Annotated in this window: 24 protein-coding genes and 3 pseudogenes; 11 read left to right on the forward strand and 16 right to left on the reverse strand. The window is 63.2% G+C overall.

Translation table 11 applies throughout. The features are described 5' to 3' along the window. Positions 1–5: 5 nt before the first annotated feature. Entirely contained in the window at positions 6–419 is a 414-nt protein-coding gene (gene arfB, locus RT028_RS02090; RefSeq protein WP_312931906.1) for an alternative ribosome rescue aminoacyl-tRNA hydrolase ArfB, read from the reverse strand. A gap of 170 nt (positions 420–589) precedes the next feature. Then, positions 590–2,002, reverse strand: a complete 1,413-nt coding sequence (locus tag RT028_RS02095; protein WP_312931908.1) for an amino acid permease — start codon at positions 2,000–2,002, stop codon at positions 590–592. A 508-nt stretch (positions 2,003–2,510) separates the two neighbouring features. Between RT028_RS02095 and RT028_RS02100 the strand changes: the two genes are divergently transcribed. Then, positions 2,511–3,935, forward strand: coding sequence for a PLP-dependent aminotransferase family protein (locus RT028_RS02100; protein ID WP_312931910.1), 1,425 nt, complete (start codon positions 2,511–2,513; stop codon positions 3,933–3,935). 82 nt (positions 3,936–4,017) lie between these two features. Here RT028_RS02100 and RT028_RS02105 read toward each other — a convergent pair whose 3' ends face one another. Then, positions 4,018–4,503 carry a hydrolase gene (locus tag RT028_RS02105; RefSeq protein WP_312931912.1) on the reverse strand — a complete coding sequence of 162 codons (486 nt, stop codon included), beginning with the start codon at positions 4,501–4,503 and terminating at the stop codon, positions 4,018–4,020. A 272-nt stretch (positions 4,504–4,775) separates the two neighbouring features. On the opposite strand from RT028_RS02105, the gene mrdA reads away from it, so the two are divergent. The 3 genes from mrdA (at position 4,776) to RT028_RS02120 (ending at position 9,173) form a co-directional block, all read left to right on the forward strand. Then, on the forward strand, positions 4,776–6,668 hold the full coding sequence (gene mrdA / locus RT028_RS02110) for a penicillin-binding protein 2 (RefSeq protein WP_312931913.1): 1,893 nt from the start codon (positions 4,776–4,778) through the stop codon (positions 6,666–6,668). Positions 6,669–6,902: 234 nt separating this feature from the next. Then, the gene (locus tag RT028_RS02115) at positions 6,903–7,916 is read left to right on the forward strand and encodes an XdhC family protein (RefSeq protein WP_312931916.1); all 1,014 of its coding nucleotides are present in this window, start codon (positions 6,903–6,905) and stop codon (positions 7,914–7,916) included. Between the two features lie 123 nt (positions 7,917–8,039). Continuing rightward, on the forward strand, positions 8,040–9,173 hold the full coding sequence (locus tag RT028_RS02120) for an HWE histidine kinase domain-containing protein (protein ID WP_312931918.1): 1,134 nt from the start codon (positions 8,040–8,042) through the stop codon (positions 9,171–9,173). A 326-nt stretch (positions 9,174–9,499) separates the two neighbouring features. Here the strand turns inward: RT028_RS02120 and RT028_RS02125 are convergent, their stop codons facing one another. Continuing rightward, entirely contained in the window at positions 9,500–9,661 is a 162-nt protein-coding gene (locus RT028_RS02125; RefSeq protein WP_312931920.1) for a hypothetical protein, read from the reverse strand. A gap of 158 nt (positions 9,662–9,819) precedes the next feature. Beyond that, a complete protein-coding gene (locus RT028_RS02130; RefSeq protein WP_312931922.1) occupies positions 9,820–10,017 on the reverse strand; it encodes a hypothetical protein in 198 nt (65 codons plus the stop codon). Between the two features lie 229 nt (positions 10,018–10,246). Between RT028_RS02130 and RT028_RS02135 the strand changes: the two genes are divergently transcribed. Continuing rightward, the gene (locus tag RT028_RS02135; RefSeq protein WP_312931924.1) at positions 10,247–10,762 is read left to right on the forward strand and encodes a GAF domain-containing protein; all 516 of its coding nucleotides are present in this window, start codon (positions 10,247–10,249) and stop codon (positions 10,760–10,762) included. A 93-nt stretch (positions 10,763–10,855) separates the two neighbouring features. Here the strand turns inward: RT028_RS02135 and RT028_RS02140 are convergent, their stop codons facing one another. Continuing rightward, positions 10,856–11,092: a hypothetical protein gene (locus tag RT028_RS02140; protein WP_312931927.1), complete on the reverse strand. Its 237-nt coding sequence runs from the start codon at positions 11,090–11,092 to the stop codon at positions 10,856–10,858. A gap of 209 nt (positions 11,093–11,301) precedes the next feature. On the opposite strand from RT028_RS02140, the gene RT028_RS02145 reads away from it, so the two are divergent. Beyond that, positions 11,302–11,625, forward strand: a complete 324-nt coding sequence (locus RT028_RS02145; protein WP_312931929.1) for a hypothetical protein — start codon at positions 11,302–11,304, stop codon at positions 11,623–11,625. A 384-nt stretch (positions 11,626–12,009) separates the two neighbouring features. Here the strand turns inward: RT028_RS02145 and RT028_RS02150 are convergent, their stop codons facing one another. After that, positions 12,010–12,252, reverse strand: coding sequence for a hypothetical protein (locus tag RT028_RS02150; protein WP_312931931.1), 243 nt, complete (start codon positions 12,250–12,252; stop codon positions 12,010–12,012). Positions 12,253–12,364: 112 nt separating this feature from the next. Between RT028_RS02150 and RT028_RS02155 the strand changes: the two genes are divergently transcribed. Together RT028_RS02155 and RT028_RS02160 are read left to right on the forward strand one after the other, a co-directional pair. Beyond that, positions 12,365–12,586 carry a DUF6434 domain-containing protein gene (locus tag RT028_RS02155; RefSeq protein WP_312931933.1) on the forward strand — a complete coding sequence of 74 codons (222 nt, stop codon included), beginning with the start codon at positions 12,365–12,367 and terminating at the stop codon, positions 12,584–12,586. Between the two features lie 179 nt (positions 12,587–12,765). After that, positions 12,766–12,957, forward strand: a complete 192-nt coding sequence (locus RT028_RS02160) for a hypothetical protein (protein WP_312931935.1) — start codon at positions 12,766–12,768, stop codon at positions 12,955–12,957. Positions 12,958–12,985: 28 nt separating this feature from the next. Here the strand turns inward: RT028_RS02160 and RT028_RS20230 are convergent. The 5 genes and pseudogenes from RT028_RS20230 to RT028_RS02180 all read right to left on the reverse strand — a co-directional run. Next, positions 12,986–13,270, reverse strand: a pseudogene (locus tag RT028_RS20230) (methyl-accepting chemotaxis protein); the annotation flags it as partial. A gap of 3 nt (positions 13,271–13,273) precedes the next feature. Next, positions 13,274–14,284 (reverse strand): annotated as a pseudogene (locus tag RT028_RS02165) (PAS domain-containing protein); the annotation flags it as partial. A 358-nt stretch (positions 14,285–14,642) separates the two neighbouring features. Beyond that, positions 14,643–14,783 carry a hypothetical protein gene (locus RT028_RS02170; RefSeq protein ID WP_312931939.1) on the reverse strand — a complete coding sequence of 47 codons (141 nt, stop codon included), beginning with the start codon at positions 14,781–14,783 and terminating at the stop codon, positions 14,643–14,645. 57 nt (positions 14,784–14,840) lie between these two features. Further along, a complete protein-coding gene (locus RT028_RS02175) occupies positions 14,841–15,074 on the reverse strand; it encodes a zinc-ribbon domain-containing protein (RefSeq protein WP_312931941.1) in 234 nt (77 codons plus the stop codon). Between the two features lie 53 nt (positions 15,075–15,127). Next, positions 15,128–16,120, reverse strand: a complete 993-nt coding sequence (locus RT028_RS02180) for a LysR family transcriptional regulator (protein WP_312931944.1) — start codon at positions 16,118–16,120, stop codon at positions 15,128–15,130. 145 nt (positions 16,121–16,265) lie between these two features. Between RT028_RS02180 and RT028_RS02185 the strand changes: the two genes are divergently transcribed. Both RT028_RS02185 and RT028_RS02190 read left to right on the forward strand, forming a co-directional pair. Continuing rightward, positions 16,266–16,697 carry a DMT family transporter gene (locus tag RT028_RS02185; protein WP_312931946.1) on the forward strand — a complete coding sequence of 144 codons (432 nt, stop codon included), beginning with the start codon at positions 16,266–16,268 and terminating at the stop codon, positions 16,695–16,697. Between the two features lie 15 nt (positions 16,698–16,712). Beyond that, positions 16,713–17,183, forward strand: a complete 471-nt coding sequence (locus tag RT028_RS02190) for a DMT family transporter (RefSeq protein ID WP_312931948.1) — start codon at positions 16,713–16,715, stop codon at positions 17,181–17,183. Positions 17,184–17,344: 161 nt separating this feature from the next. Here the strand turns inward: RT028_RS02190 and RT028_RS02195 are convergent, their stop codons facing one another. Further along, positions 17,345–18,247 carry a LysR substrate-binding domain-containing protein gene (locus tag RT028_RS02195; RefSeq protein WP_312931949.1) on the reverse strand — a complete coding sequence of 301 codons (903 nt, stop codon included), beginning with the start codon at positions 18,245–18,247 and terminating at the stop codon, positions 17,345–17,347. A gap of 93 nt (positions 18,248–18,340) precedes the next feature. On the opposite strand from RT028_RS02195, the gene RT028_RS02200 reads away from it, so the two are divergent. Continuing rightward, positions 18,341–19,303, forward strand: coding sequence for a DMT family transporter (locus tag RT028_RS02200; RefSeq protein WP_312931951.1), 963 nt, complete (start codon positions 18,341–18,343; stop codon positions 19,301–19,303). A gap of 81 nt (positions 19,304–19,384) precedes the next feature. Here RT028_RS02200 and RT028_RS20235 read toward each other — a convergent pair whose 3' ends face one another. The 3 genes and pseudogenes from RT028_RS20235 to RT028_RS02210 form a co-directional block, all read right to left on the reverse strand. Beyond that, the gene (locus tag RT028_RS20235; RefSeq protein ID WP_409567134.1) at positions 19,385–20,257 is read right to left on the reverse strand and encodes a methyl-accepting chemotaxis protein; all 873 of its coding nucleotides are present in this window, start codon (positions 20,255–20,257) and stop codon (positions 19,385–19,387) included. After that, positions 20,243–21,298, reverse strand: a pseudogene (locus tag RT028_RS20240) (methyl-accepting chemotaxis protein); the annotation flags it as partial. The gene RT028_RS20235 and the pseudogene RT028_RS20240, both read right to left, overlap by 15 nt. Positions 21,299–21,457: 159 nt before the next feature. Beyond that, positions 21,458–21,841, reverse strand: a 384-nt coding sequence (locus RT028_RS02210; RefSeq protein ID WP_312931955.1) for an HD domain-containing protein, incomplete at its 5' end; no start/stop codon positions are given.

The following is a 21,841-nucleotide window of genomic DNA, read 5'->3' on the forward strand; positions in this document are numbered from 1 at the left end:
CGCCCTCAGAAATCCACCTTGCCGCGTCCCGCCTTGACGGTACCGCGTCGCGCTTTACCGTCGAGGCGGCGGGTCTTCGAGCCCAGGGTCGGCTTGGTGGGCCGGCGCTTCTTCTCGGTCTTGCCCGCAGCGATGATCAACTCGGCAAGGCGCGCCAGGGCATCGGTGCGGTTCTGCTCCTGGGTGCGGTACTGCTGGGCCTTGATGATCAACACACCGTCGCCGGTGATGCGACTGTCACGCAGCGCCAGCAGCCGTTGCTTGTAGAAGTCGGGCAACGAGGAAGCCGAGATGTCGAAGCGCAGGTGCACGGCGCTGGACACCTTGTTGACGTTCTGCCCACCCGCACCTTGCGCGCGGATGTACGTGAGGTCGATGTCGGCATCTGGCAGATGCACGGTGTTGGAGATGATCAGCATGGCAGGGTCCTGGTAAGTGCGCGCATTATCACAGGCTGACCACGCTCCCATGCAACTGATCGTGATTTATTCAGCACGGGCAACGAGTTCTGTGCAAGACATCGCGGCACTGATGCAAAAAAAACCGCGGTGGCTCAGCGAGCGACCGCGGTTTTTTCATGCGATGGCCATCAAGCCCGCTTGGCACACCGCTTCTGGTGAACCACACCCATGATCACCACGATCAGCGCCGCCAGCCCGGTCGACACCACGATGGCCTGGTAGTCCTCCATGAACGCCATGGTGACCAGCGCGGCAACGATGAAGGCGATGACCAGGTAGGTCAGCCACGGGAACAGCCACATTTTCAGGCGGATCTCGCGGCCTTCGGCCAGCAGCTTGCGGCGCATGCGCAGTTGCGAGAAGGCAATCACCAGGTACACCAGCAAGGCGATCATGCCCGTGGTGTTCATCAGCAGGTCGAGCACGTCTTTGGGGCGCAGGGTTTCGCTGAAGTTGATCAACGCACAGACCACTGCCACGGCGCACGAACCGATGATCGCGAACATCGGCACGCCGGTACCGGTGCGGGTGATCTTGAACAGCTTGGGTGCATCGCCGCGCTTGGCCAGGGAGAACAGCATGCGCGACGCCGTGTAGTGCCCGGAAATCAGGCAGCTGCTCACCGAGGTCAGCACCACGAAGTTCATCAGCAGTTCGGCATAGGGCACGCCCAGCAGTTCCAGGGTACGGCGGTAGGCGCCATAGCCCGACTCACCCAGGTGCGGGTCGTTCCACGGCACCAGGCAGACGATCAGGAAGATCGAACCGACGTAGAACAGGCACACACGCCACACCACCGAGTTGGTGGCCTTGACGATCTGCCCGGCCGGGTCCTTGGCTTCGGAGGCGGCGATGGTGACGATCTCTGCGCCCAGGAAGGCGAACATCACCCCGAGCAACGCACCGATGACCGTGGTGATGCCGTTGGGCATGAAGCCTTCGGCGGTCAGGTGGGTCATGCCGCGCACTTCACCGAACTGCCAGATGTTCATCACCGCGGCGCCGCATACGATCAGGAAGCAGACGATGGCGATGACCTTGATCAAGGCGAACCAGAACTCGAATTCCCCGTAGTGCTTGACGTTGAAGAAGTTCACGGTGATCAGCGACAGCGTGGTGACCAACACGAACACGTTGACGCTGACACTGGGGAAGAAGCCGTGCAGGATCTTGCCGGCCACGTAGGCTTCCCAGGCCATGAGGATCACCCAGTACCACCAGTACAACCAGCCGATGGTGAAGCCGGCCCAACGGCCAATGGCGCGGTCGGCGTAGGTCGAGAAGGAGCCGGTGTCAGGCGATGAAGTGGCCATTTCGCCCAGCATGCGCATGATCAGCACCACCAGGATGCCGCCGGCAAGGTAGGCCAGGACCGAGGCCGGGCCGGCGCTGTGGATCACGCTGCCGGAGCCGACGAACAGTGCGCCGCCGATGACGCCGGCGATCGACATCATCGTCAGGTGGCGCGGCTTGAGCGCAGCGTTGAGCTGGCTTTCAGGCTCCGCGCGGGCGGAAGTGGTGGAGGTGGATGTTGCGTCCATCAGTGGTGTACCCCGTGTTTCTTCTTATCCAAGGAATTGAGTGAGGCCCCGATGGGAAGCGGCCTCACCTGTACATCAGTGCCACTGCACGCAGAACCTTGCACCCTCCCTGGTGGCCTGCTTGCGGGTCGAAGGCCTCAGCCAGCCGACCAACTGAACACGTAAAAAGGCCGAACGCCGGCTAGACTGCAGCGCGTTCGGCCTTCACAGGCAGCGGCGTTGCAGCCGTCACCCGTTGATCCTGTGTTGAAACGTTCGCAGGTCGGGTCGTGCAATCGACCTGCCTATCGCCCCATTCCAACGCCTGCCCGGCCCACATGCAGCGCGAACTGTCTGTAGTCCAAAAGCAACCCTCGGCGCTTTGTTTGGCGATATCTGATACCTAATGTAAAAATGTCTGACTCAGAGAGCCATGCACAGCGCAGTGAAATCTGCACTGCACTGTACAGGCCGTCCATGCAGTACACCGCTCGTCGCCCGGTCTTCCGCGCACCTCCAAGGCCCCAACATGCTTGAACTACGTCCAGACTCCCCGACCCCGCTGGTGAACCAGATCATCGACGGGCTGCGTGAGCTGATCGACTCGCACACCCTCAAACCCGGCGCCAAGGTGCCGTCGATCCGGGCATTCGCTGCCACCTATTCGGTCAGCACCTTCACCGTGGTCGAGGCCTATGACCGACTGGTCGCCCAGGGTGTGCTGACCAGCCGCGGCAATACGGGCTTCTTCGTCAGCCGGGCAACCACGGAGCGCCTGGAAGACACCGTGCGCGGCGGCGACAGCGCCCCACCCTCGTTCAATGCCGAATGGTACCTGCAGCAGATCTTCGAGACCCGGCAACTGCCGTTCAAGCCCGGCTGCGGCTGGCTGCCCAATGACTGGATGTACGAAGACGGGCTGCGCCGCGGCCTGCGCCAGGTGGCCGGCAGCCCGCTGGAGTTGTCGGGCTATGGTGATCCGCTGGGCCTGCCCGAGCTGCGCACCCTGACCGCGCAGAACCTGCAACAGGAGCTGTCCATCGTCGCCAACCCCGCGCAGCTGATGCTTACCCACGGCGCCAGCCAGGCGCTGGACCTCGCCGTGCGAACCCTGGTGCGCCCGGGTGATGTGGTGCTGGTGGATGACCCCGGCTATCCCAACCTGATGAGCATTCTGCGCTTTCAGGGCGCGACCCTGGTGGGCGTACCGCGCACGCCCAACGGTTACGACCTCGACCACCTCGAGCGGCTGTTGACCGTGCACCAGCCCACGGCCTTCTTCACCCAGCCGCACCTGCACAGCCCAACCTGCTCGCGCACGCCGCTGGCGCAACTGCACCGGCTGTTGCAACTGGCCAACCAGCACGGTTTCCGCCTGATCGAGAACAACCTGTACGCCGACATGATCGCCGAGCCGCAGCCGTGCCTGACCAGCCTCGATCACCTGCAACAGGTGGTGTATGTGGGCAGCTACTCGAAAAGCATCTCGCCCAACGTGCGCGTCGGCTACCTGCTGGCCAATCCGGATCTGATCCAGCAGTTGCTGACGCTTAAGATGCGCTCAGGCCTGACCACCTCGCAGGTGATGGAGCGGGTGGTGTACTCGGCGGTCATCGACGGGCGTTGGCGCAAGCACCTCAAACGTCTGCGCCAGCGTTTGGCCCAGGCGCATCAGGAAGTGGGCGCGCATTTGCAGCGGCTGGGCTTCGAGCTGTTCGTGGAGTCCGATGAAGGGATGTACATCTGGGCCCGCCACCCCGCCCTGCCCGACAGCGCCGTACTGCTCGATGAAGCGTTGAGCCACGGCATGATGCTCGGGCCAGGCCAGTTGTTCACGGTGGATGCGCAGGCCACGGGGTGGATGCGCTTCAATGTGGCGTTCAGCACCGCCCCGGAACTGTGGGCACTGTTCGAACGCTTGCTGGCCAAGCATGTGCCGGTGGCGCGGGCGTAGCGTCGAGGCGGGCCAAGTGGGCGGATGCGTTCAGCCGTCAGCCGCCTGGGCTCTAGAGCAAGTACGCCCACCCCATCGACCTCTAGCCCGCTACCTGCAGCGACGCCAGCACCTCGGCACGGGTGGTCACCCGCTGTAAATGCTCGGCCCACAGCGCCATGCCCGTGTGCCCCGAGCGATCCAGCCATGAGCCGATGGTCAAGTCCGTCACCAGGGTGGGCGTCAGACCGGCATCGAACAATGAAAAGCCCACCGCCAGGAGGCCACTGTCCGCGCCAACGCCACACACCAGCACGCGCTCCGGGTGCAGCTCGCGCAAACAGTCGAGCGCTTCACGGCCCAGCCCATAGCCATGCTTGATGAACACCCGATCGGCTTCGTGCATGCAATGGTCGCTGGCCGCCGGGTGCCAGCCAGCTTGCTGCTGGAACGGTGTGTGCGCTTCATCGTGCAAGGTCAGGGCGCCAAAGGTGAGGATCTGCGCCGACAGGGCGCGCACGCCGTCCACCAGCCACTCCGGCGGCTCGAAGGTGGATTGGACCTGGTTGATCAGCAGCACCTGGCGCATCGACGCCCTCCTCGGGCAACGGCAAAAAAGCGCGCAGTATAAACAGCCGAGCCCTGCCCCGCACCTCGCACCGACGCCTGCACGCCAGCCCTTGGCTGACCCGTGAAACATTGTTCATGCGCCCATGATCCCCGGTGGCCGGGGCTGACAGCGATGCTTCCACCCTGCACCCGGCCCACACCTTGAGCCCAGTGCCGCGCTTGCGTAGCATCCGCACGCTCGCCTCGCTGGCGCCACCGCGCGATACCGAGCCCGTTCAGCCAGAGCCCGCCATGCCTCAGCCCATTCCCCTCAAGGACCACGCGCGCGAAAAATCGCTGGTCAATCGTCGCCTGCTGGTCTGCGCTGGCATCACCCTGGTGCTGGTGGCCGCGCTGGTGGGCCGGCTCTACGTGTTGCAGGTGTTGCAGCACGATCAACAGAGTGCCGTGTCGGAAAACAACCGTGTGCACATGCTGCCGATCGCGCCTGAGCGCGGCTTGATCTACGACCGCAACGGCGTGGTGCTGGCCGACAACCGCCCCAGTTTCAACCTGACCATGACCCGCGAGCGCGCCGGCAACGTGGCCCAGGTGCTGGATGAGCTGACCGACGTGCTGGGGCTGGATACAGACCAGCGCCAGGAGTTCGACAAGGACCTGCGCCGCGGGCGCAAGCCTTTCGAGCCGGTGACCCTGATGGTCGGTCTGAGTGAGGAGCAGATCGCCCATATCGCCGTGAACCAGTTTCGTCTGCCGGGCCTGGACGTCGAGCCGCAGTTCATCCGCGAATACCCCCTGGCCGAGCATTTCGCCCATTCGGTGGGCTATGTGGGGCGCATCAATGAACGCGAGTCCAAGACCCTCGACGCCACCGAGTATCGCGGTACGCAGTCGATCGGCAAGACGGGCATCGAACGGTTCTATGAAGACCGGTTGCATGGCCACGTCGGCTATGAGGAAGTCGAGACCAATGCGCAGGGTCGGGTCATGCGCGTGCTCGACCATCGCGACCCTACCCCGGGCGAAGACATCGTGCTGAGCCTGGATGCGCATCTGCAGCAGGCCGCCGAAAAGGCCCTGGGTGACCGACGGGGCGCACTGGTGGCGCTTGACCCGGCCACCGGCGACATTCTGGCCATGGTCAGCAACCCGAGCTTCGACCCCAATCTGTTCGTCAAGGGCATCAGCTTCAAGCAATACGCCGCCCTGCGCGATTCCATCGATCGGCCGCTGTTCAACCGTGTGCTGCGCGGCCTGTATGCGCCGGGCTCGACGATCAAACCGGAAGTGGCCATCGCCGGCCTCGACAGCGGCGTGATCAACCCGTCCAGCCGGGTGTTCGACCCTGGCTACTACGAGCTGCCCAACTACGACCACAAGTACCGCAACTGGAACCGCAGCGGTGACGGCTGGGTGGACCTGTCGGCCGCCATCATGCGCTCCAACGACACCTACTTCTATGACCTGGCCCACAAGCTCGGCATCGACCGCCTGCACGACTACCTGGCCGACTTCGGCCTGGGCCAGAAGGTCTCGCTCGACCTCTTCGAAGAAGCCGCAGGCCTGATGCCTTCGGCGCAATGGAAGCGCACCACCCGCCGCCAGCCATGGTTCCCGGGCGAAACGCTGATCCTCGGCATCGGCCAGGGCTACATGCAAGTCACGCCGCTGCAACTGGCCCAGGCCACCAGCCTGCTGGCCAGCAAGGGCGCGTGGCACCGGCCGCACCTGGCCATGACCGTTGGCGGCCAGGCCCCGGTCGACCCCAACCCCATGCCCGACATCGTCCTGCACGATCGGCGCGCCTGGGACGAAGTGAATCAGGGCATGCAGCGGGTGATGCACGACCCGCGCGGCATCGCCCGCGCTGCCGCAGCCGGGGCGCAGTACCGCATCGCCGGCAAGAGCGGCACCGCGCAGGTCGTAGCGATTCGCCAAGGCGAGCGCTACAACCGCAACAAGACCCTGGAACGCCACCGCGACAATGCCTTGTTCGTCGGCTTCGCCCCGGCCGAGGCACCACGCATCGTGGTCGCGGTGATGATCGAGAACGGTGAGGCCGGCGGCCGCGTGGCCGGCCCGGTGGTGCGCGAGGTGATGGACGCCTGGTTGCTGGATGAACAAGGGCATCTGAAAGCGGCGGATGCCAATGCCGCGTCACCACGCCCAGCACCGCACGCCTGAAGGCGGCGACTTGTGAACAGCGCCTGAGCCGCGCGCTTGCCAGACGATCAAGCACCGCTCGCCTTCACATCAGCCCCCGGCCGACTGATTCACCCCTGTCGCCCTCGCGGCGCTTCACAAACGCCACCGCTCACGGCACCGCACAATAAAAAGGAATCGCTCGCCTGCGCATGCGGTCGAACCGCCATAGGGCACTGTCGCCCGCGCTCTGGCGTTCACCGCGTGAAGGATTTTATGGAAAGCATCGATCTGCTGGTTCTGCGCACTGCCTGTGACTGGCTGGCCAGTGGCGAGCGGGTATTGCTGGCTACTGTGGCCGGGACCTGGGGCTCGTCACCCCGGCCAGTGGGCTCGATGATGGCCCTGCGCGAAGATGGGCGGGTCGTCGGCAGCGTCTCGGGCGGCTGCATCGAGGACGACCTGATTCAGCGTTACACCCATGCGCACGGCGGACCGGGCATGCCCGAGGGGGCCAGTGAAGTGATCCGCTATGGCGTCAGCGCCGACGAGGCTCACCGCTTCGGCCTGCCCTGCGGCGGCACTCTCGAACTGGTGCTGGAGTTCCGCCCGGCGCTGGAGGCACTGCGTACGCTGCTGGCGCATCTGGACGCCGGCCACCTGGTGCAACGGCGCCTGGACCTGAACACCGGTGCCGTGCACCTGAACGTGACCGATCAACCTGCTGCAGCGGGGCTGCAGGGCCAGGTGATGCACACCACCTTGGGCCCGGGCTATCGACTGCTGCTCATCGGCGCCGGGGCACTGGCCGAATACCTGGCGGTGATGGCGTTGTTCAACGGCTTCAAGGTGTCGATCTGCGACCCGCGCAGCGAGTACCGCAGCAGTTGGTCGGTGGCCGGCGTCGAGCACTTGGAAGGGATGCCTGATGACGTGGTGCGCGCCTTTGCCCCGGATCAACGCAGCGCCGTCGTAGCCCTCAGCCATGACCCGCGTCTGGACGACCTTGCCCTGCTTGAAGCCCTGCAGGGACCGGCGTTCTACATCGGCGCCATTGGCTCGCGGCGCAACTCGCAGAGCCGCCGCGAGCGGCTGATCGAGCATTTCGCCCAGACCGAGGCCTCGTTGCAGCGTTTGCACGGCCCCATCGGCCTGCACATCGGCAGTAAAACCCCGGCCGAAATCGCTGTCAGCGTGATGGCCGAGCTGCTGGCCGAGAAAAACGGTGTGGCCCTGCCCGGCGCCGTGCGTGTGGCTGTGGGCAAGCACATTGCCGAATGCGCAGCCTGAATGGCGCAATTGTCGTTGGCGTCGCTCAGTCGTTGGAGAATTTCGTTATCTGGCGTGATGGCAAGTGGAACAGTCGTATTTAGGGTGCGATAATCCGGCTCTAGATCGTCAGAGACTGCCTTGATGCGTGTATTCCTCAATCATTTTCGCGATAAAGCGTTGGAAATGATGGCGACTGGGGCGCCTGTGCAAGCGCTGCTGGCGGAATTCACCCTCGCGCTGCAAGCGCAGATCCCGGATGTTGTAGTGGGCGTCAACGTGCTGGATTCACCTGGCAATACGTTCCGCCACGCCATTTTCCCTGACATGCCCGCCACGTTCACCGAACGCCTGGTAGGCAATCCGATCTCTCTGAACCGGGGCTCCTGCGGTCGCGCCGTGGCCACCGCGAGCATTGTCGATGTGCCGGTTGTGGCCACCGACGAGCGTTTCTGCGATGAATGGAAAACGCTGTTTCGCGAACATGGCCTGACCTCCCTGATGTCGGTGCCGGCCATCAGCAGCGATGGCCAGGTGCAAGGCTCGATTGCCATCGCCTACCCCCTGGGCGCTCCACCCAATGAAGAACAGCGTACCTTCCTCAGCGGCGCAGCGGCCCTGTGTGCGCTGCTGTGTCGCTACAGTCGAACCCAGGACGCCCAGGCGCTACTGATCGGCGAACTCGAACACCGCATGCGTAACCTGTTCTCGACCCTGTCGGGTATCGCTGTACTGACCCTGAGAAGCCACCCCGAGCCCGCGCAGTTCCGGCGCATGCTCGAACAACGCATGGTGATGATGCAACGGGCCCAGGCGATGGCGCTGGCGCCCAAAGAAATGCAATTGTCGACGCTGCTGGGTGAGGTGCTGTCGCCCTACAGCGATCATTACAGCATTCAGTTCACCGGCCCGCCCCTCCTCCTGGCCGGCGAGGCGGCGGCTGCCCTGGCCATGGTGGTGCACGAGCTGGGCACCAACGCGGCGAAATATGGCGCACTATCCAAGACCGGCGGCGAGTTGCACATCAGCTGGCAAACACAAGCCGGCATTGACGACAGCGCAGCCGAGGGGTTCCGCTTCGATTGGCAGGAGCGAAACGGCCCGGTCGTTCTGGCGCCCTCGCGCAAGGGCTATGGCACGGTGATGGTCAATGGTGCGCTGCGCAATGCCTTCGACGGCGCGGCAGCGTTCAGCTACGCGCCTGAAGGCTTCGCCTGCCGGATCAGCGCGCCGCTCAGCGCGCGATTGGGCCGGGCTAAATCAGGTTGTGCCGGCTGAAACAGGCCCGCGCTGAACCTGAGCGGCCGGTCCGGCGTTCCGCTCAGCCGCGATGGGCGGCGAAGCCGACCCAATAAAAGCGTTGCGCAATGGCGATAGATCGCGGTGGCAGCATTAGGTCGGCATAACCGCCCATCGCGGCAATCCGGAGCGCCGGACCGGCCGCCTCTACCGACCGCGTGAGTCTGCCGCAGGGAGCTTGCAGCTGAGTACGATCGGGGTACGGGGACCGGGTTGGGCAGGCGGACGTGCGGCGTCCGGAAGGCGCGCCGCACATCCGCCTGGCAAGCGCTCTCAAGCAACGGCCTGTCTGGCACCGCCTTGCGTCAGGCGCGAGGCGGATTCAGGGCGTCGGTCAGCGGCAGATCATCACCCAACGGCAGATCGTCGCCCGGCTTACGATCAGGCTGCTGATCCCAGCCGCCCTTGTCAGGATCGTTGACGATCGGATCGTCGCCTGGCACCTCCGGCCTGCCAGGGTCGGGCATACCAGGGGTCAATGGGTCGCGGCTGGGGTCTGGATTGGCCGGATCATCTTGAGGAATGAAACCTGCGTCTCTCGGATCAGTACTCATCATTGCGTACCTCGTGAATGGCAGCGGCTACTGGCAGGTATGCGGGCGGTGGGTCGTCCACCGGTCCGTGCTCATTGTTCGCCAGGGTGCTCGGCGGTCACCGAGTCGACAACGGCAACATCGCTCATTGCTTCATCGAGACCAGGGTCATCATCTTCAGGCAGTCGTTGTGCACCCTGCGAGGTGTTGTCGTCGGCTGCAGGCTTGCCATCGTGGGTTGTGGACGGCTCATCGTTGGCGTGATCGGACGGCGTGGCTTGATCGTTCATGGGGGTAGCACCTCGGAACGGACGGACGAATTGTCCAGGCCTGTAGGTGGGAGCCCAGTCAAGCCAGCGCGGTGCCACACAACGGACAGGCGGTCTGCTGCACCAAGGAGTTAACACCAAGGTGAGAGGCGCGAGACCTTGGCGTTGAGCGGTTGCGAAGAGCCCTTGCATGCGCATCGAGAATGCCATCACACTGCTCTCATTCCACGCTTAACGAGGCTCTCTGCGCATGTCGCCTTATTCGTCGCAACACCCTTATCACCTGTCAGGCGCGGAACGTTCGGCGATTGCCGAAATCGAGGGCACGACCAACATCCTGAAGCTGGTGCTCAAGTACACGGAAATGCCTTTTGCCGCCATTGCCAAGTTCAACGATGACGACTGGATCATCTGCTCGGTGCTGGACCGGGGAGATTTCGGGCTCGAACAAGGCGACGCCTTTCCGCTGGAACGCACCGTGTGCAGCGAATTCCTGCGCACGCCTGAAGCGCTGCTGGTGCCGTCGCTAAGCCATGACGCGCGTTTCGCTGCACGCCCTATCGTCAATCAGCTGGGTATCGACAGCTATGCAGGCGTTCCGATCTTCCTGCCCAATGGCGATCTGTATGGTGCGTTGTGCGCCTTGGACACACGTGAGTCGTACTTCGAGGACCCGGACCTGGCTGAGGTGCTGTCGCTGTTCGCGCGGTTGGTGGGCTGCATTCTGTATGCCTGCATCGAAGACCAGAGCCCGCAACCGGCCTGACGGGCGTTGGGCTTGCGCCCTCAAAGTCACTGCCTCTCAACGACAAAGCCCAGCGCAGTGCCGGGCTTTGTCGTTGAGAGCCTGACAACGGCGTCAGTCAGGTTTGGCCGTACCGTTCTCACGCGGCACCTGTGAATCCTGATCAGAGCCAGGATTGCCCGGTGGCGGGTTCCAATCGGCAGGCCGCTGCGACCCTTGATACCCTTCTTTGCCCTGCTTGGGCTCGGAGGGTGTCTCTTCGAGGCCCGAACCGTGGCCTTCGCCGGTATCGGGCGCATGCTTGTCGGGGCCAGGGTAAGCAGCTTCGGGGCCGTTGTTCTCGTCAGTCATGGTAATTCTCCGCGGGGGACGCAGCCCATCTGCATCTGAAACATTGGAAAAACATGCTCGATACGAGTGCCTTCGCATTGACGAACGGCAACGGCATTCGCCGTTTCACCCGCGAACCGTCGCTGACCTGATAGTGTTGCGCGGCTGCTCGCATAACTGCGCCACGCAGAATCACTCAGATGTCATTCGTCAAATGAAGGAAGTACCCGATGAAACGCTATTTCGCCTTGGCAGCCTTTGCCGTTCTGGCTGGTTGCAGCCACGACACGCCCGTGCCGAACACGCCTAACCTGGACGGAAAATGTGACGAAGTGGCGACCTTCGATCTGGACTTTGCACGCTTCGATGAAGCGGCCCAGGACGTCGCCCACGCCAGTGGTTGCTTCGTCAAGACCGAAACCGGGCAGACCGGTGGCATCAAGCCGAACCGGGTCAAGGGTGAAATGACCCGTCGCGAGGCAGTGCAGGCGCTGATCCAAGGCACGGGCCTCAAGATCGTCAATCACCAGCCTGATCAGGTCACGGTGCAGTAACCTTCTCAGCGTAGGCGGGTGCACGTTGCGCTGACGCGCGTGCACCTGACGCTACCGCCCCATTATTCGGCGCCGGGCGGAATCCCATCTTTGTTCTTGTTCTTGAGCCGCGCGCGCTCCTCTTCGGTGGAATGCGCGGGCACGTCGCGTTGCGGCTGGTCGTTCTTGGGCTCGGTCATGGTAGTTGCCTCGTCTATACAGGGTGATAGCCATTGGGCAGTGATCGACCGTGGCCGTTCCCTCAGTTCGCAGCGCGATGGTCGACCTTGTGACATCGAGCTCAAGGTCCAGAAAGCAAAAACGCCCGTCAGGGCGTGAAAAGAGGGCTTGGCCTGCGGCGAGCGGTCTGAAGCCGGCCGCGACCGGCCTCAGACCGTCAGCGGATTATTTGGCCATCTTGGGCTTGATGATCTGGGTATAGAGGAAGTACCCGCCCGCCACTTCGAGCGCCGCCAGCACGCCCGTGAACGGACCGAACATGAATGATGAGGCAATGAACGCCACCGCGACGATACCGGCGAAAATCTGCAACATCTGCACGGTTTTCGGAGATGCGGCCACTTTGCCGTTGACGGCATAGCCTGCAGCCAGCCCGATCAAGATACCAATGATGATACGTGTGAACATTGCAGCTCCTTACTGGGCAAATACGCCGATGTGGTTAACCATGCATGTCAGGTTCATGTGCCACGCGCTTCAATGACGCGAGCTTGCATCTTACACACCCGAGGACCCGACATTGAAGATCGATTGGCACAGCGGCCCCTTTTCCCGCGAAACGGCGTTGGACGCCCATTACCGCAACACGCAGAAGGTCCGGCGATTTCTCGTCAGCCAGTGCGGCCCGGGATTCAAGTTCGACAGGGCCTTCATGGCCTGGGTCAAGGACACGCGCCCGCTGACCCTTGGGCAGGTGGCAGACGAGTGGGTTCGACGCCAGCAGGCGATGACGGGCAACTGAACGGGCACACCTGCGAAAACCCGTAATCGCACAGGAGATCGCTCGCGGGATGTTGTCCCAGCTAGTGGCAGGGTCGTCGGGGTGCCCGTTTCACGCGATCGCCAGGCCACTGAACGCCGCCGGCGCTGCATCTGGCAGCCTACCTGCACCCTTATCGCACCCTACACCGGAGGCCACCCATGGCAGTGACATTGAAGAAACTCGAAGGCGACGACATCCCGGCCCATCGGCGCGGCGAAGGCATCACCCAGGTGTTCAAGGTCACGGATGAAAACGGTGTCGAGCACTTCGCCGATACCGACGAGGCCGCCGCCAAGATGGCGGTCAGCCTGAGCGAGCCCGACCAGGAGGCATCACCACCCCGCCCCTGACCCGTTCGTGCGCGGCGGGTGTTCAGCGAGCGATCATGCTCGCCGCCTGCTCGGTGGCCTCGGTCGTCCGTGTGGCCAGCTTGCGCACTTCATCGGCAACTACAGCGAAGCCGCGTCCTGCCTCCCCTGCCCGCGCCGCTTCGATGGCCGCGTTCAAGGCCAGCAGGTTGGTCTGGCTGGCAATGCTCTGGATGGTCGCCACGATGTTCGACAGCTGCGCGATGTTGGTTTCCAGGGTCTTCTGGTACTCGGCCTGGGATTCGCGCATGGCCTGCTGTTCGTGCTGCAGGTGAATGTCTGCCAGTGCACCCACGACGCGCAACGGCAGCCCCTCGGCGCTGCGCTTGGTCTGGCCGCGGGCACGGAACCAGCGGTAGTCACCGTTGCGGTGCTTGAGCCGGTATTCGATGTCGAATGGCGTCTTGCCGCTACGGTCGTTGAGGTGCGCACCGAACGCTGACAGGCTGCGCTCCTTGTCGTCGGGGTGCAGGCGCGAGGCCCAGCTGTCGAGCACATCGGGAAACTCTTCGACGGTTTCAAAGCCCAGCAGCCGGCGGAATTGTGGCGACCACCAGAAGGGGTTGCGCGGGTTGACCGGGTCACCTGCGATCACCTCCATGTCCCACAAGCCGTCGGACAACATCTCACGGGCCAGTTCGAAACGGGTGATGATCACCTCGTGCTCGCGGTCACGCTCCAACTCATCGTGGATATCGCGCAGGGAGCCTGCGACGCGCACCGGCGTGCCCTTACCGTCGCGCAGCGTCTCGCCTTGGGCATAGAACCAGCGATAGCTGCCGTTCTTCATTGCCAGGCGATTATTGACGCGGTAGGGGGTGCTGCCGGAGCGGTCATTCAGGTGACGGGCCAGGGCGTCGAGGGTGGCCTGTTTGTCTTGTGGATGCAGACGGTCAGCCCAACTGGCCAGTACGTTGGGAAAATCGTGCTCGTTCTGGAAGCCAAGCATCTGGCGCAGTTGCTGCGACCACCAGAACACGTTGTGCGGGTTGATCGGGTCGCCTGCAACCACCTCCATGTCCCAGAGGCCCTCACTGGAGGCGCGGTTGACCAGGTCAAAGCGCACCTGGTGGCGCTGCGCTGCAGCGCTGGCTTCGGCGAGTTCTGCCTCAGTGGCGGTCAGTTGCTGCTGCAAGGCCTCACGCTGTTCGGTGCAGGCCTTGTCATAGTGCTGGAAGGTCTGCCAGGCCTGTGTGACGGCCTGTGCCTGGGCGCAGCCTTGAACGTCAGGCGCTTGGCGGGTATTGATGGCCTTGACCAGTTCATGGAGCGCCTTGCGGTCGCGACGCGGAGCCAGGATAGATAACATTGCGTAACCTCTAGAAATAAAAAGGCCAGATCCATGGCAACCTCAGAGGTCATCGGCAGCGCAGCGCGCTTCTGTAGCATTTTGTGGCATTTATTTATACATCGAAGGCCTTGTGTACAACCTGTGGTCGTGCCTCTGCACGCCGCAGAGCCGGTTATCGTGCGCGGCACGCTGGGCCTGGCGACGCGCAGCAACTGCGGACGCTAAAACACACCGATCGGTGTGCGCTTCAAGAGCGCTCTGGCACCCCTTAACATCGCGCGCTGGCGCCGCCTGGAACGGGGCGCGCAGCAACGCTGTACCGCGCCCTTGCAGATCCGAAGGGGTGCTATTTCTTGTACAACGCCATAGACCATGACTAGGGCGTGACCACACCCTGACCAGAAGCGCGCGTGCGCGTGGCAAACCCAGCCTTCACGGCCAAGGGCCGGTCAAAGGTGGCGTCGACAATACCGGGGTCCACAACGCCCAGGCCGATGCCCGGGAGTGCAGTGCTCAACAGACCGACTGCTTGCTCATGCTGCTGAACGACCCAGACCTGAGCAGTTGCCAGGCGTCAGCGAAAAATGATCACTGCGGCAAGGGCCACAACCGCGACCACACCGAAGATCAACCGGGCCAACCAGGGTGCGGTCAACCAGATGCCTGCCGCCCCAGCGATCTGCCCAATGTTCTTTTCACTCAGGTAACGGCTGGAAGGCTGCTCGCGAAGTGGGTTGCCGCAATGTGGGCAGGCATAAGCCTTGTCGGAAATCTTTGCGGCGCATTCAGTGCAGTCGATCAGGCTCATGATTTATCGTCCGTTCGTTGTCAGCGTGGAGCGCTCATCTGAAAGACTGCGCGTTACCGCTTTGGTTCTGCGCTGGGCGCGGGCTGACCTGAGGCAAGCGCCGATGCACAGCCCGCGTCTTGAACCCATTGATCCCAATACGGCGGCGTACCGATGGCATTTAGCAGAAACTCGCTCACCGCGCTCACCTTGCGCGAGCGCAGACGGCTTTCAGGGGACAGCAGATGAATGGCGCCGGGCTGCGCATCCACCGCCGCTGACCAGGTGGGCAACAGGTGCACCATCTGCCCGCCGGTGAAGTCGTCCTTGCTGTACAGCCAGGTTGGAAACAGCACGATACCGCGCCCGGCACGGGCGGCTGCGACCAGTACCTGGGCGTCGTTGCTTCGCATGCGGCCCTGCACGTCGATGATCTGCGGCGCTGCCGCCGGCGTTTCACGAAAATACCAGCGCTGCGCCCCGGCTCGCCCTTTATAGACCAGGCAATGATGCTGTCCAAGGTCTGACGGCGACTCGGGCCGCCCATACCGTTCAACGTACTCCGCGCTGGCCGCCAGCACATACCGCTGCTCGGCGATCTTGCGCCCGATCAAGCCCGAAGATTCCATCACCCCAACCCGCAGCGTGATGTCAGCCCCTTCCTGAACCGGGTCGATGAACGCATCGGTGAGGGTCAATTCCACCGTGAGGTCTGGATAGACCTCAGCCAACCGGGTGAGCAACCCGGCAATCTGCAAGTTACCCAGGGCCAGGGGTGCGTTGATGCGGACCAGGCCGTGGATACCCTCCTGCTTGCCCCTGAGCGACTCGTCCGCCGCATCCAGCAGTTCGAGCACTTCACGCAGCTGGTGGTAATAACGCTCGCCCGCCTCCGTCAGCCGCACACCGCGGGTATTGCGGTACAGCAGCTGCTGGCCAAGCGATTTCTCCAGTGCCGCGATGAATCGCGATACCGAAGACGCCGGCACCTGAAAATGCCGGGCGGTGGCCACGAAGCTGCCGCTGGCGGCCACTTTCACGAAAAATCGATGTGCCTTCAGTTGCATGTTGGTCTCCTAGCGCTTGCCCAACTGACCGGAATAGGCAGACCCGGCATTGCTTTACGAGCAATTGAGTTTTGCTTTTGTGCCGGATTGTGGCGATTACCGCATCGAAATACCATGCCTACCTTGTTAAGGGAGCAGGTGTTCGATGCAACGATTCTGGATATTGCCGCTGGTGGTACTGGCCGGTATGGGCCTGTCTGTCGAGGCTGGATTATTAGGGCCGCTGGGTGAGGCCATTGGGCAAGGCTGGGCAGTGTTCGGCATCTTCAGCCTGGGTGCGCTGCTGCTGACGTTCGGCCTGATCTTCGGGCGGCCGCAGCTGCGCGCGCTGTTCGCAAAGCCGCGCTGGATGCTGGCCGGTGGTTTGCTCGGCCCGCTCTACGTGGGCGCATTGACCCTGGCGACCCCGCACATCGGTGTCGGGCTGACCATGGTCGGCATCTTGTTCGGCCAGGTGGGCGCGAGCCTGGTGATCGATCACTTCGGCTGGCTCGGCGCGCAACAGCGCAAGGTCGATGGTTATCGCCTCGGCGCACTGGTCGCCATCGTTGGCGCACTGTGCTTGATCAATACCTGACAGGAGCTGCATCCGATGCTGTTTACGATGTTGTTGGTGGTGGTAGTGGGTGGCGCTGTGCTGTGTGCACAGTCAGCGGTCAATGGGCGTCTGGGCCATGAAGTGGGCGTGCTGGAAAGTGCCTGGCTGACGTTCGTCATGGGCGCGATGGTCAGTTTTCTCTATGCATTCCTGCTTGAGCCCACCCATGCCTCGAACCTGTTCAGCGTGCCGCGCTGGCAAGTGACCGGAGCGTTCTTCGGCGTGATCTACATGCTGGTCATTGTCTTTGCGGTGCCGCGCATTGGCACGGCAGCGGCCACCGTGGCAGTGATCAGCGGGCAGTTGCTGATGAGCCTGCTGATCGACAACGCCGGCTGGTTCGGCAATGCGGTGATTGCGCTCGACACCCCGCGCAGGGTTGCCATCGGCTTGCTGGCAGTGGCGCTGGTGCTGATCTACAAGAGCAATACGGCGGCCAGGGCTGATCAGGCGATGGCTCACTAGCGCGGTGCCGGACGCAGCGGTGTCGACCGATTGGCCGGGCTGCCAGGGCAGTGTTCGCCAATCGACTGCTGTTCGCTGCTGGGCTCGACATCCAGGACGTGCGCCTGGCCTGCGCGCCAAGCTGACGTCCATCGGCGCCGGGTCGGGCCAGACTCTGCCCATCAGGCGTGCAACTGCGCGCGCAGCCACTCCAGCAGCGCCTGAACGTGCGTGCGTTCACGCGCACCGCACTGGGTATACACAGAAATCGCCTCCGGCAGCGGTACGCTTTCGACGCAGGGTTGCACCAACGTGCCCTGCTCGATCAACGTTCCTGCCGTTCGGCGCCACCCCAAGGCGATGCCGTGCCCCGCGACTGCCGCTTGCAGGGTCAGCGGATAGCTGTCGAATACCGCACTTCCCTGCTGAGGGGTGAGGCGGTGCCCAAACGCATGAAGCCACCCGTCCCAGCCCATGAAGTCCGCAGAGGCCGAGCGGTAGTGCAAAAGCGTGTGCGCGCCCAGTGCATCCAGGCGCAGCGGTGTATCGATGGACAGATAGCCCGGGCTGCACACGGGAAACACCTCGTCTGCGGCAGTGAATGCCAGGGTATGCGAGCCGCTACTGCGCCCGGTGGTTTGCAGCGCCACATCGAAGTGCTGGTCGAAGTCGGCGACCGGTTGGGTCGAGGTCACCACCTGCACCTCGATACCGGGATGTTGATCGCGAAAGCTCGAAAGACGCGGCATCATCCAGTAGAACGCCTCGCACAACTGGCAGAACAGCACCACGCGATGGCTGCAATGGACGCTTCTCAGCGCAACCGCACTGGCGCTGATCGTGCCCAACGCCGCGCTGATGACCCCGGCCAATGCCCGTCCTTCCTGCGTCAGAAACACCGCGCGATTGCGTCGGGTGAAGAGTTTCACCCCAAGATCATGTTCAAGGCTGCGTATCTGTCGACTGATTGCCGCCTGCGTGAGGTGCAATTCTTCAGCGGCTTTGGAAAAACTCTCCAGCCGCGCTGCCGCTTCAAAGGGCAAGAGGCTTGCCAGCGGTGGCAGTGTCTTTCTGAGTGAATTCATAATCAGCCGTAATGCATCCAGACCCGAGAACTCGTTTGTAGCACACCCGTGTTCCTCGGCAACATGCGCCGAACCTCTAAGGAATTTCAGCGCATGGTCACCACTCGCTCCAGTTTGATTGCCGGCATCGCACTCGCAGTCGTTGCCACGCTGGCCTGGGCCCTCAACTTCATCACCCCTTACGTAGCCGGTGCATACAGCCTCTATGACCTCACCGTACTCAGGTTTCTGATCGCGGGTGCGTTGGGCATTTGCGGCCTGATACTGTATCGCGCGCAGTGGAGCCTGTTGCCGTTGATCCAACGACTCATGGCAATGGTGCTGGGCATCCTTGGCTACCTGGGCTACGGCAGTTGCATTGCCGCAGGCGTGATGTTCGGCGGCCCGGTCCTGACAGCCGCTGCCGTGGGGCTGGTGCCGCTGCTGGTCGCGCTGCTGGGCAATTCGAAAGACCCGCGCATGCCGTGGCGCAGCCTCGCGCTACCGCTCACCTTCATCACCGCCGGGCTGTTGCTGACGCATGTCAGCAGCATGAACCTGGCGCACAGCGGCGCGCATTCCTGGCTGGCCGGGGTGTTGTTTTCAATGCTGGCCGTGGCGCTGTGGCTGAGCTTCAGCCTGCTGAATCAACGCGCCCTGGATCAGTTGCCCGCTGCTGCCACGGGGCTGTGGACGGCATTGATGATGATTGGGGCAGGCCTGGGCAGTGTTTGCCTGATACCTGCTTTGCAGATGCTGGGCCTGTTCAAACTGCCCACCCTGGGTTTCAGCGTGCAGGTGGCTGGCGCGCTGTATGGATGGGCGTTGCTGATCGCCGTGGTGTCTTCGGTGATTGGCGCCTGGGCCTGGAATGGCGCAACACAGCGATTGCCCATGGTGCTATCCGGCCAATTGGTTGCGCTGGAGTCGGTGTTTGCAGCTGCACTGGGCCTGTTGTTCAGCGGCAGGTTGCCAACGCTTCTGGAAACCTGCGGCCTTGTGGCAGTGCTGCTGGGGGCGGGCGTTGCGGTACAACGCGTGCTGAGCGTCCATAGCTCAGTAAATCGCGCAGCGTAATAGAGCACTGCGCAGTCATTGGAATCTTGTTGGCCGCCGATCAGGCACGCCGCTGCGGCGGCCCTCAGGCCCGCCACCGTCTCAGACCTTGAAGCGCCCCGCCATCGCCTGCAATTGCACACTGATGCGCGCCAGCTCCGCACTGGAGCTGGCCGTCTCTTCGCTGGCAGCGGCGGTCTGATCGGAAATATCGCGCACACTGGTCACGCCACGGCTGATCTGTTCACCCGCCGCACTTTGTTGCTCAGCCGCGCAGGCGATCTGCTCGTTCATGGCCTCGATGTCCTTGATCGAGCCCGCGATCTGCTTGAGCATCTGCCCCACATCGCGCGACAAGCTCACGCTGTTCCCCGTCAACTGCACGTTCTGCTCCAGCACCATAGCCATGTGGTCAGTGCTCTGATTCAGCCCAGCGATCAGTTGGGTGATCTCGTCGGTGGAGCTTCGTGTGCGCTGCGCCAGGCCCCGCACTTCATCGGCAACCACCGCAAAACCACGTCCCGCCTCCCCCGCTCGCGCCGCCTCGATGGCCGCATTGAGCGCCAGCAGGTTGGTTTGCTCGGACACCGACTTGATGACGTCCAGCACGCCGCCGATGCTGTCGGCATGGCCGCGCAGCGTCTTCATCACCGTTTGCGCGGCCGACATTTCTTCAGCCAACCGTTCGATCTGCCCGACCGCCTTGTCGACCGCCTCGTCGCCCTGCGTGGCCTGGCGACTGGCCTGCAGTGCAGACGCCGCGGCTTGCCCGGCGTTGCGCGCCACCTCATGGGTGGTGGCGGTCATTTGCTGCATGGCCGTGGCGATCTGATCGGTTTCGGTTTTCTGCGACTGCACGCCGGCGCTGGTCTGCTCGGTCACGGCCGACAGCTGCTCGGCGGCGCTGGCCACCTGGACCACGCCGTCACGCAGCTCACCGACCAGGCCGTGCAGGTTGAGGGTCATGCGTTGCATGCTCGCCTGCAAGGCGCCCAGTTCATCAGTGCGGGTGACGCTCTGCCGGTGCGTGAAGTCGCCGCGCGCGACGGTCTCGGCAATCTCGACCGTTTCCTTCAGCGGCGTGACAATGGAGCGGGTGATCAGCCAGGCCGCTGCCAGGCCGAGGGCAATGGCCACCGCCAGCCAGATCAGCAGGGTCTGTAATCCATCGCGCACATCGGCTTGCTGGAACTCCACCTGGATGGCGGTCAGCTTGTCGGTCAAGGCCAGCAGCTCGGTAATTGACTTGGTGATCCCGGCCTGCCCGGCATCGACCTTGACCTGCGCCTGAATGGTCTGCTGAATACGTTGCTGGTACTCACCCACTTCCTTGGCCAGCGCCTGCACGTACGTCTGCACCAGCGCGGTGCTGGCCAGGTCTGCGGTCTGGCTGAGCATGTCGGCGACCGCCTCCTGGGTCGCCGCTTCCAGCGCCGGACTGGGTGCCGAGGCATAGCTGCGGAAGGCGATGCGCATTTTCTGCAGCGCCAATGCCACGCCGCCCAGTTGCTGGCGGTCGTCGTAACGCCCGCCGTCGGCGTTGGCCACATCCCACAGCCGCTGCAGCGCGTCGTTCATGGTTTCAGCCGACGCCGTGGCATCGTTGCGCGCCTGCTCGCGCTCACGCGTAGCGGCCACCGCCTGGTCATAGAAGCCGCGATAACCCTTCAGCAGATCCTTCGCCTGGCTGATCAGCGCCTGATTTTGCGGCGACCTGAAGCGTGGCGCGATGGACTCCACCTGTGTGTTCACCGACTCGAGCGCCGCAAGCCACTTGCCTGCCTGCTCGTCAGACGCATTGACGAAATACACCAGGCGCTCGATGCGCATGTCGCGGGCCAGGGTGCTGAGCCTGGCCACTTCCTGCATGCGCGCATTGCGCTCGGCCAGGGTCTGGCTGGTCTGCCAGCCGGTGAAGGCGACCAGCAGAATCAGCGCTACAAGGAGCGAGAAACCCAGCGCGAGCTTGGTGCGTACGCTGAGGTTGTTGAAGAAATCGAGGCGCGATGACTGCATCTTGGATACCAGACAAGGGATGGCGGGCGCTAGGGGTTAGTCGATAGCGTTTAGGCTGCATCGGCCTGGAACGGTATTCCTTGATGGGTGGGGGTGGAAATAACTGGGTTGACGATTAGGTTTTGGCAGCGGGCATGGCAACGGCGACAAAGGGGGTGGTCACTCTGATGACGCGATTATGGCCAGGGTGCGCTTGTCCAACAGGCTCCGCACATACCTCAACTCGGGGAAGTGATCGGTGTGATTGCGCCCGTAGATCAAGTTGAAGTCGAATTCGACGGCCGGCTGATGACTGCCCTGTGTGTGCTGCAGGATGGTTTCCAGACGGTCAAGCGCTTTCGCCGCTTTGGCCTCGGGGGTTTGCCCTGCCTCATACTCGTCATACAACGCGATGATATCCGCTGCGGCCTTGGCATCCAGGTAGCTCACCAATGCCAGCACGTCAGCCCTTTCGGGACTGTCAGTTTTTTTGTGTGCAGGCCGGTAACGGGGACTGTCAGTTTTTTTGTGTGCAGGCCGGTAACGGCCTGCCGCCAGGCAGGC

Origin of the sequence: Pseudomonas sp. (assembly GCF_032058845.1) — a bacterium.
Taxonomy (GTDB): domain Bacteria; phylum Pseudomonadota; class Gammaproteobacteria; order Pseudomonadales; family Pseudomonadaceae; genus Aquipseudomonas.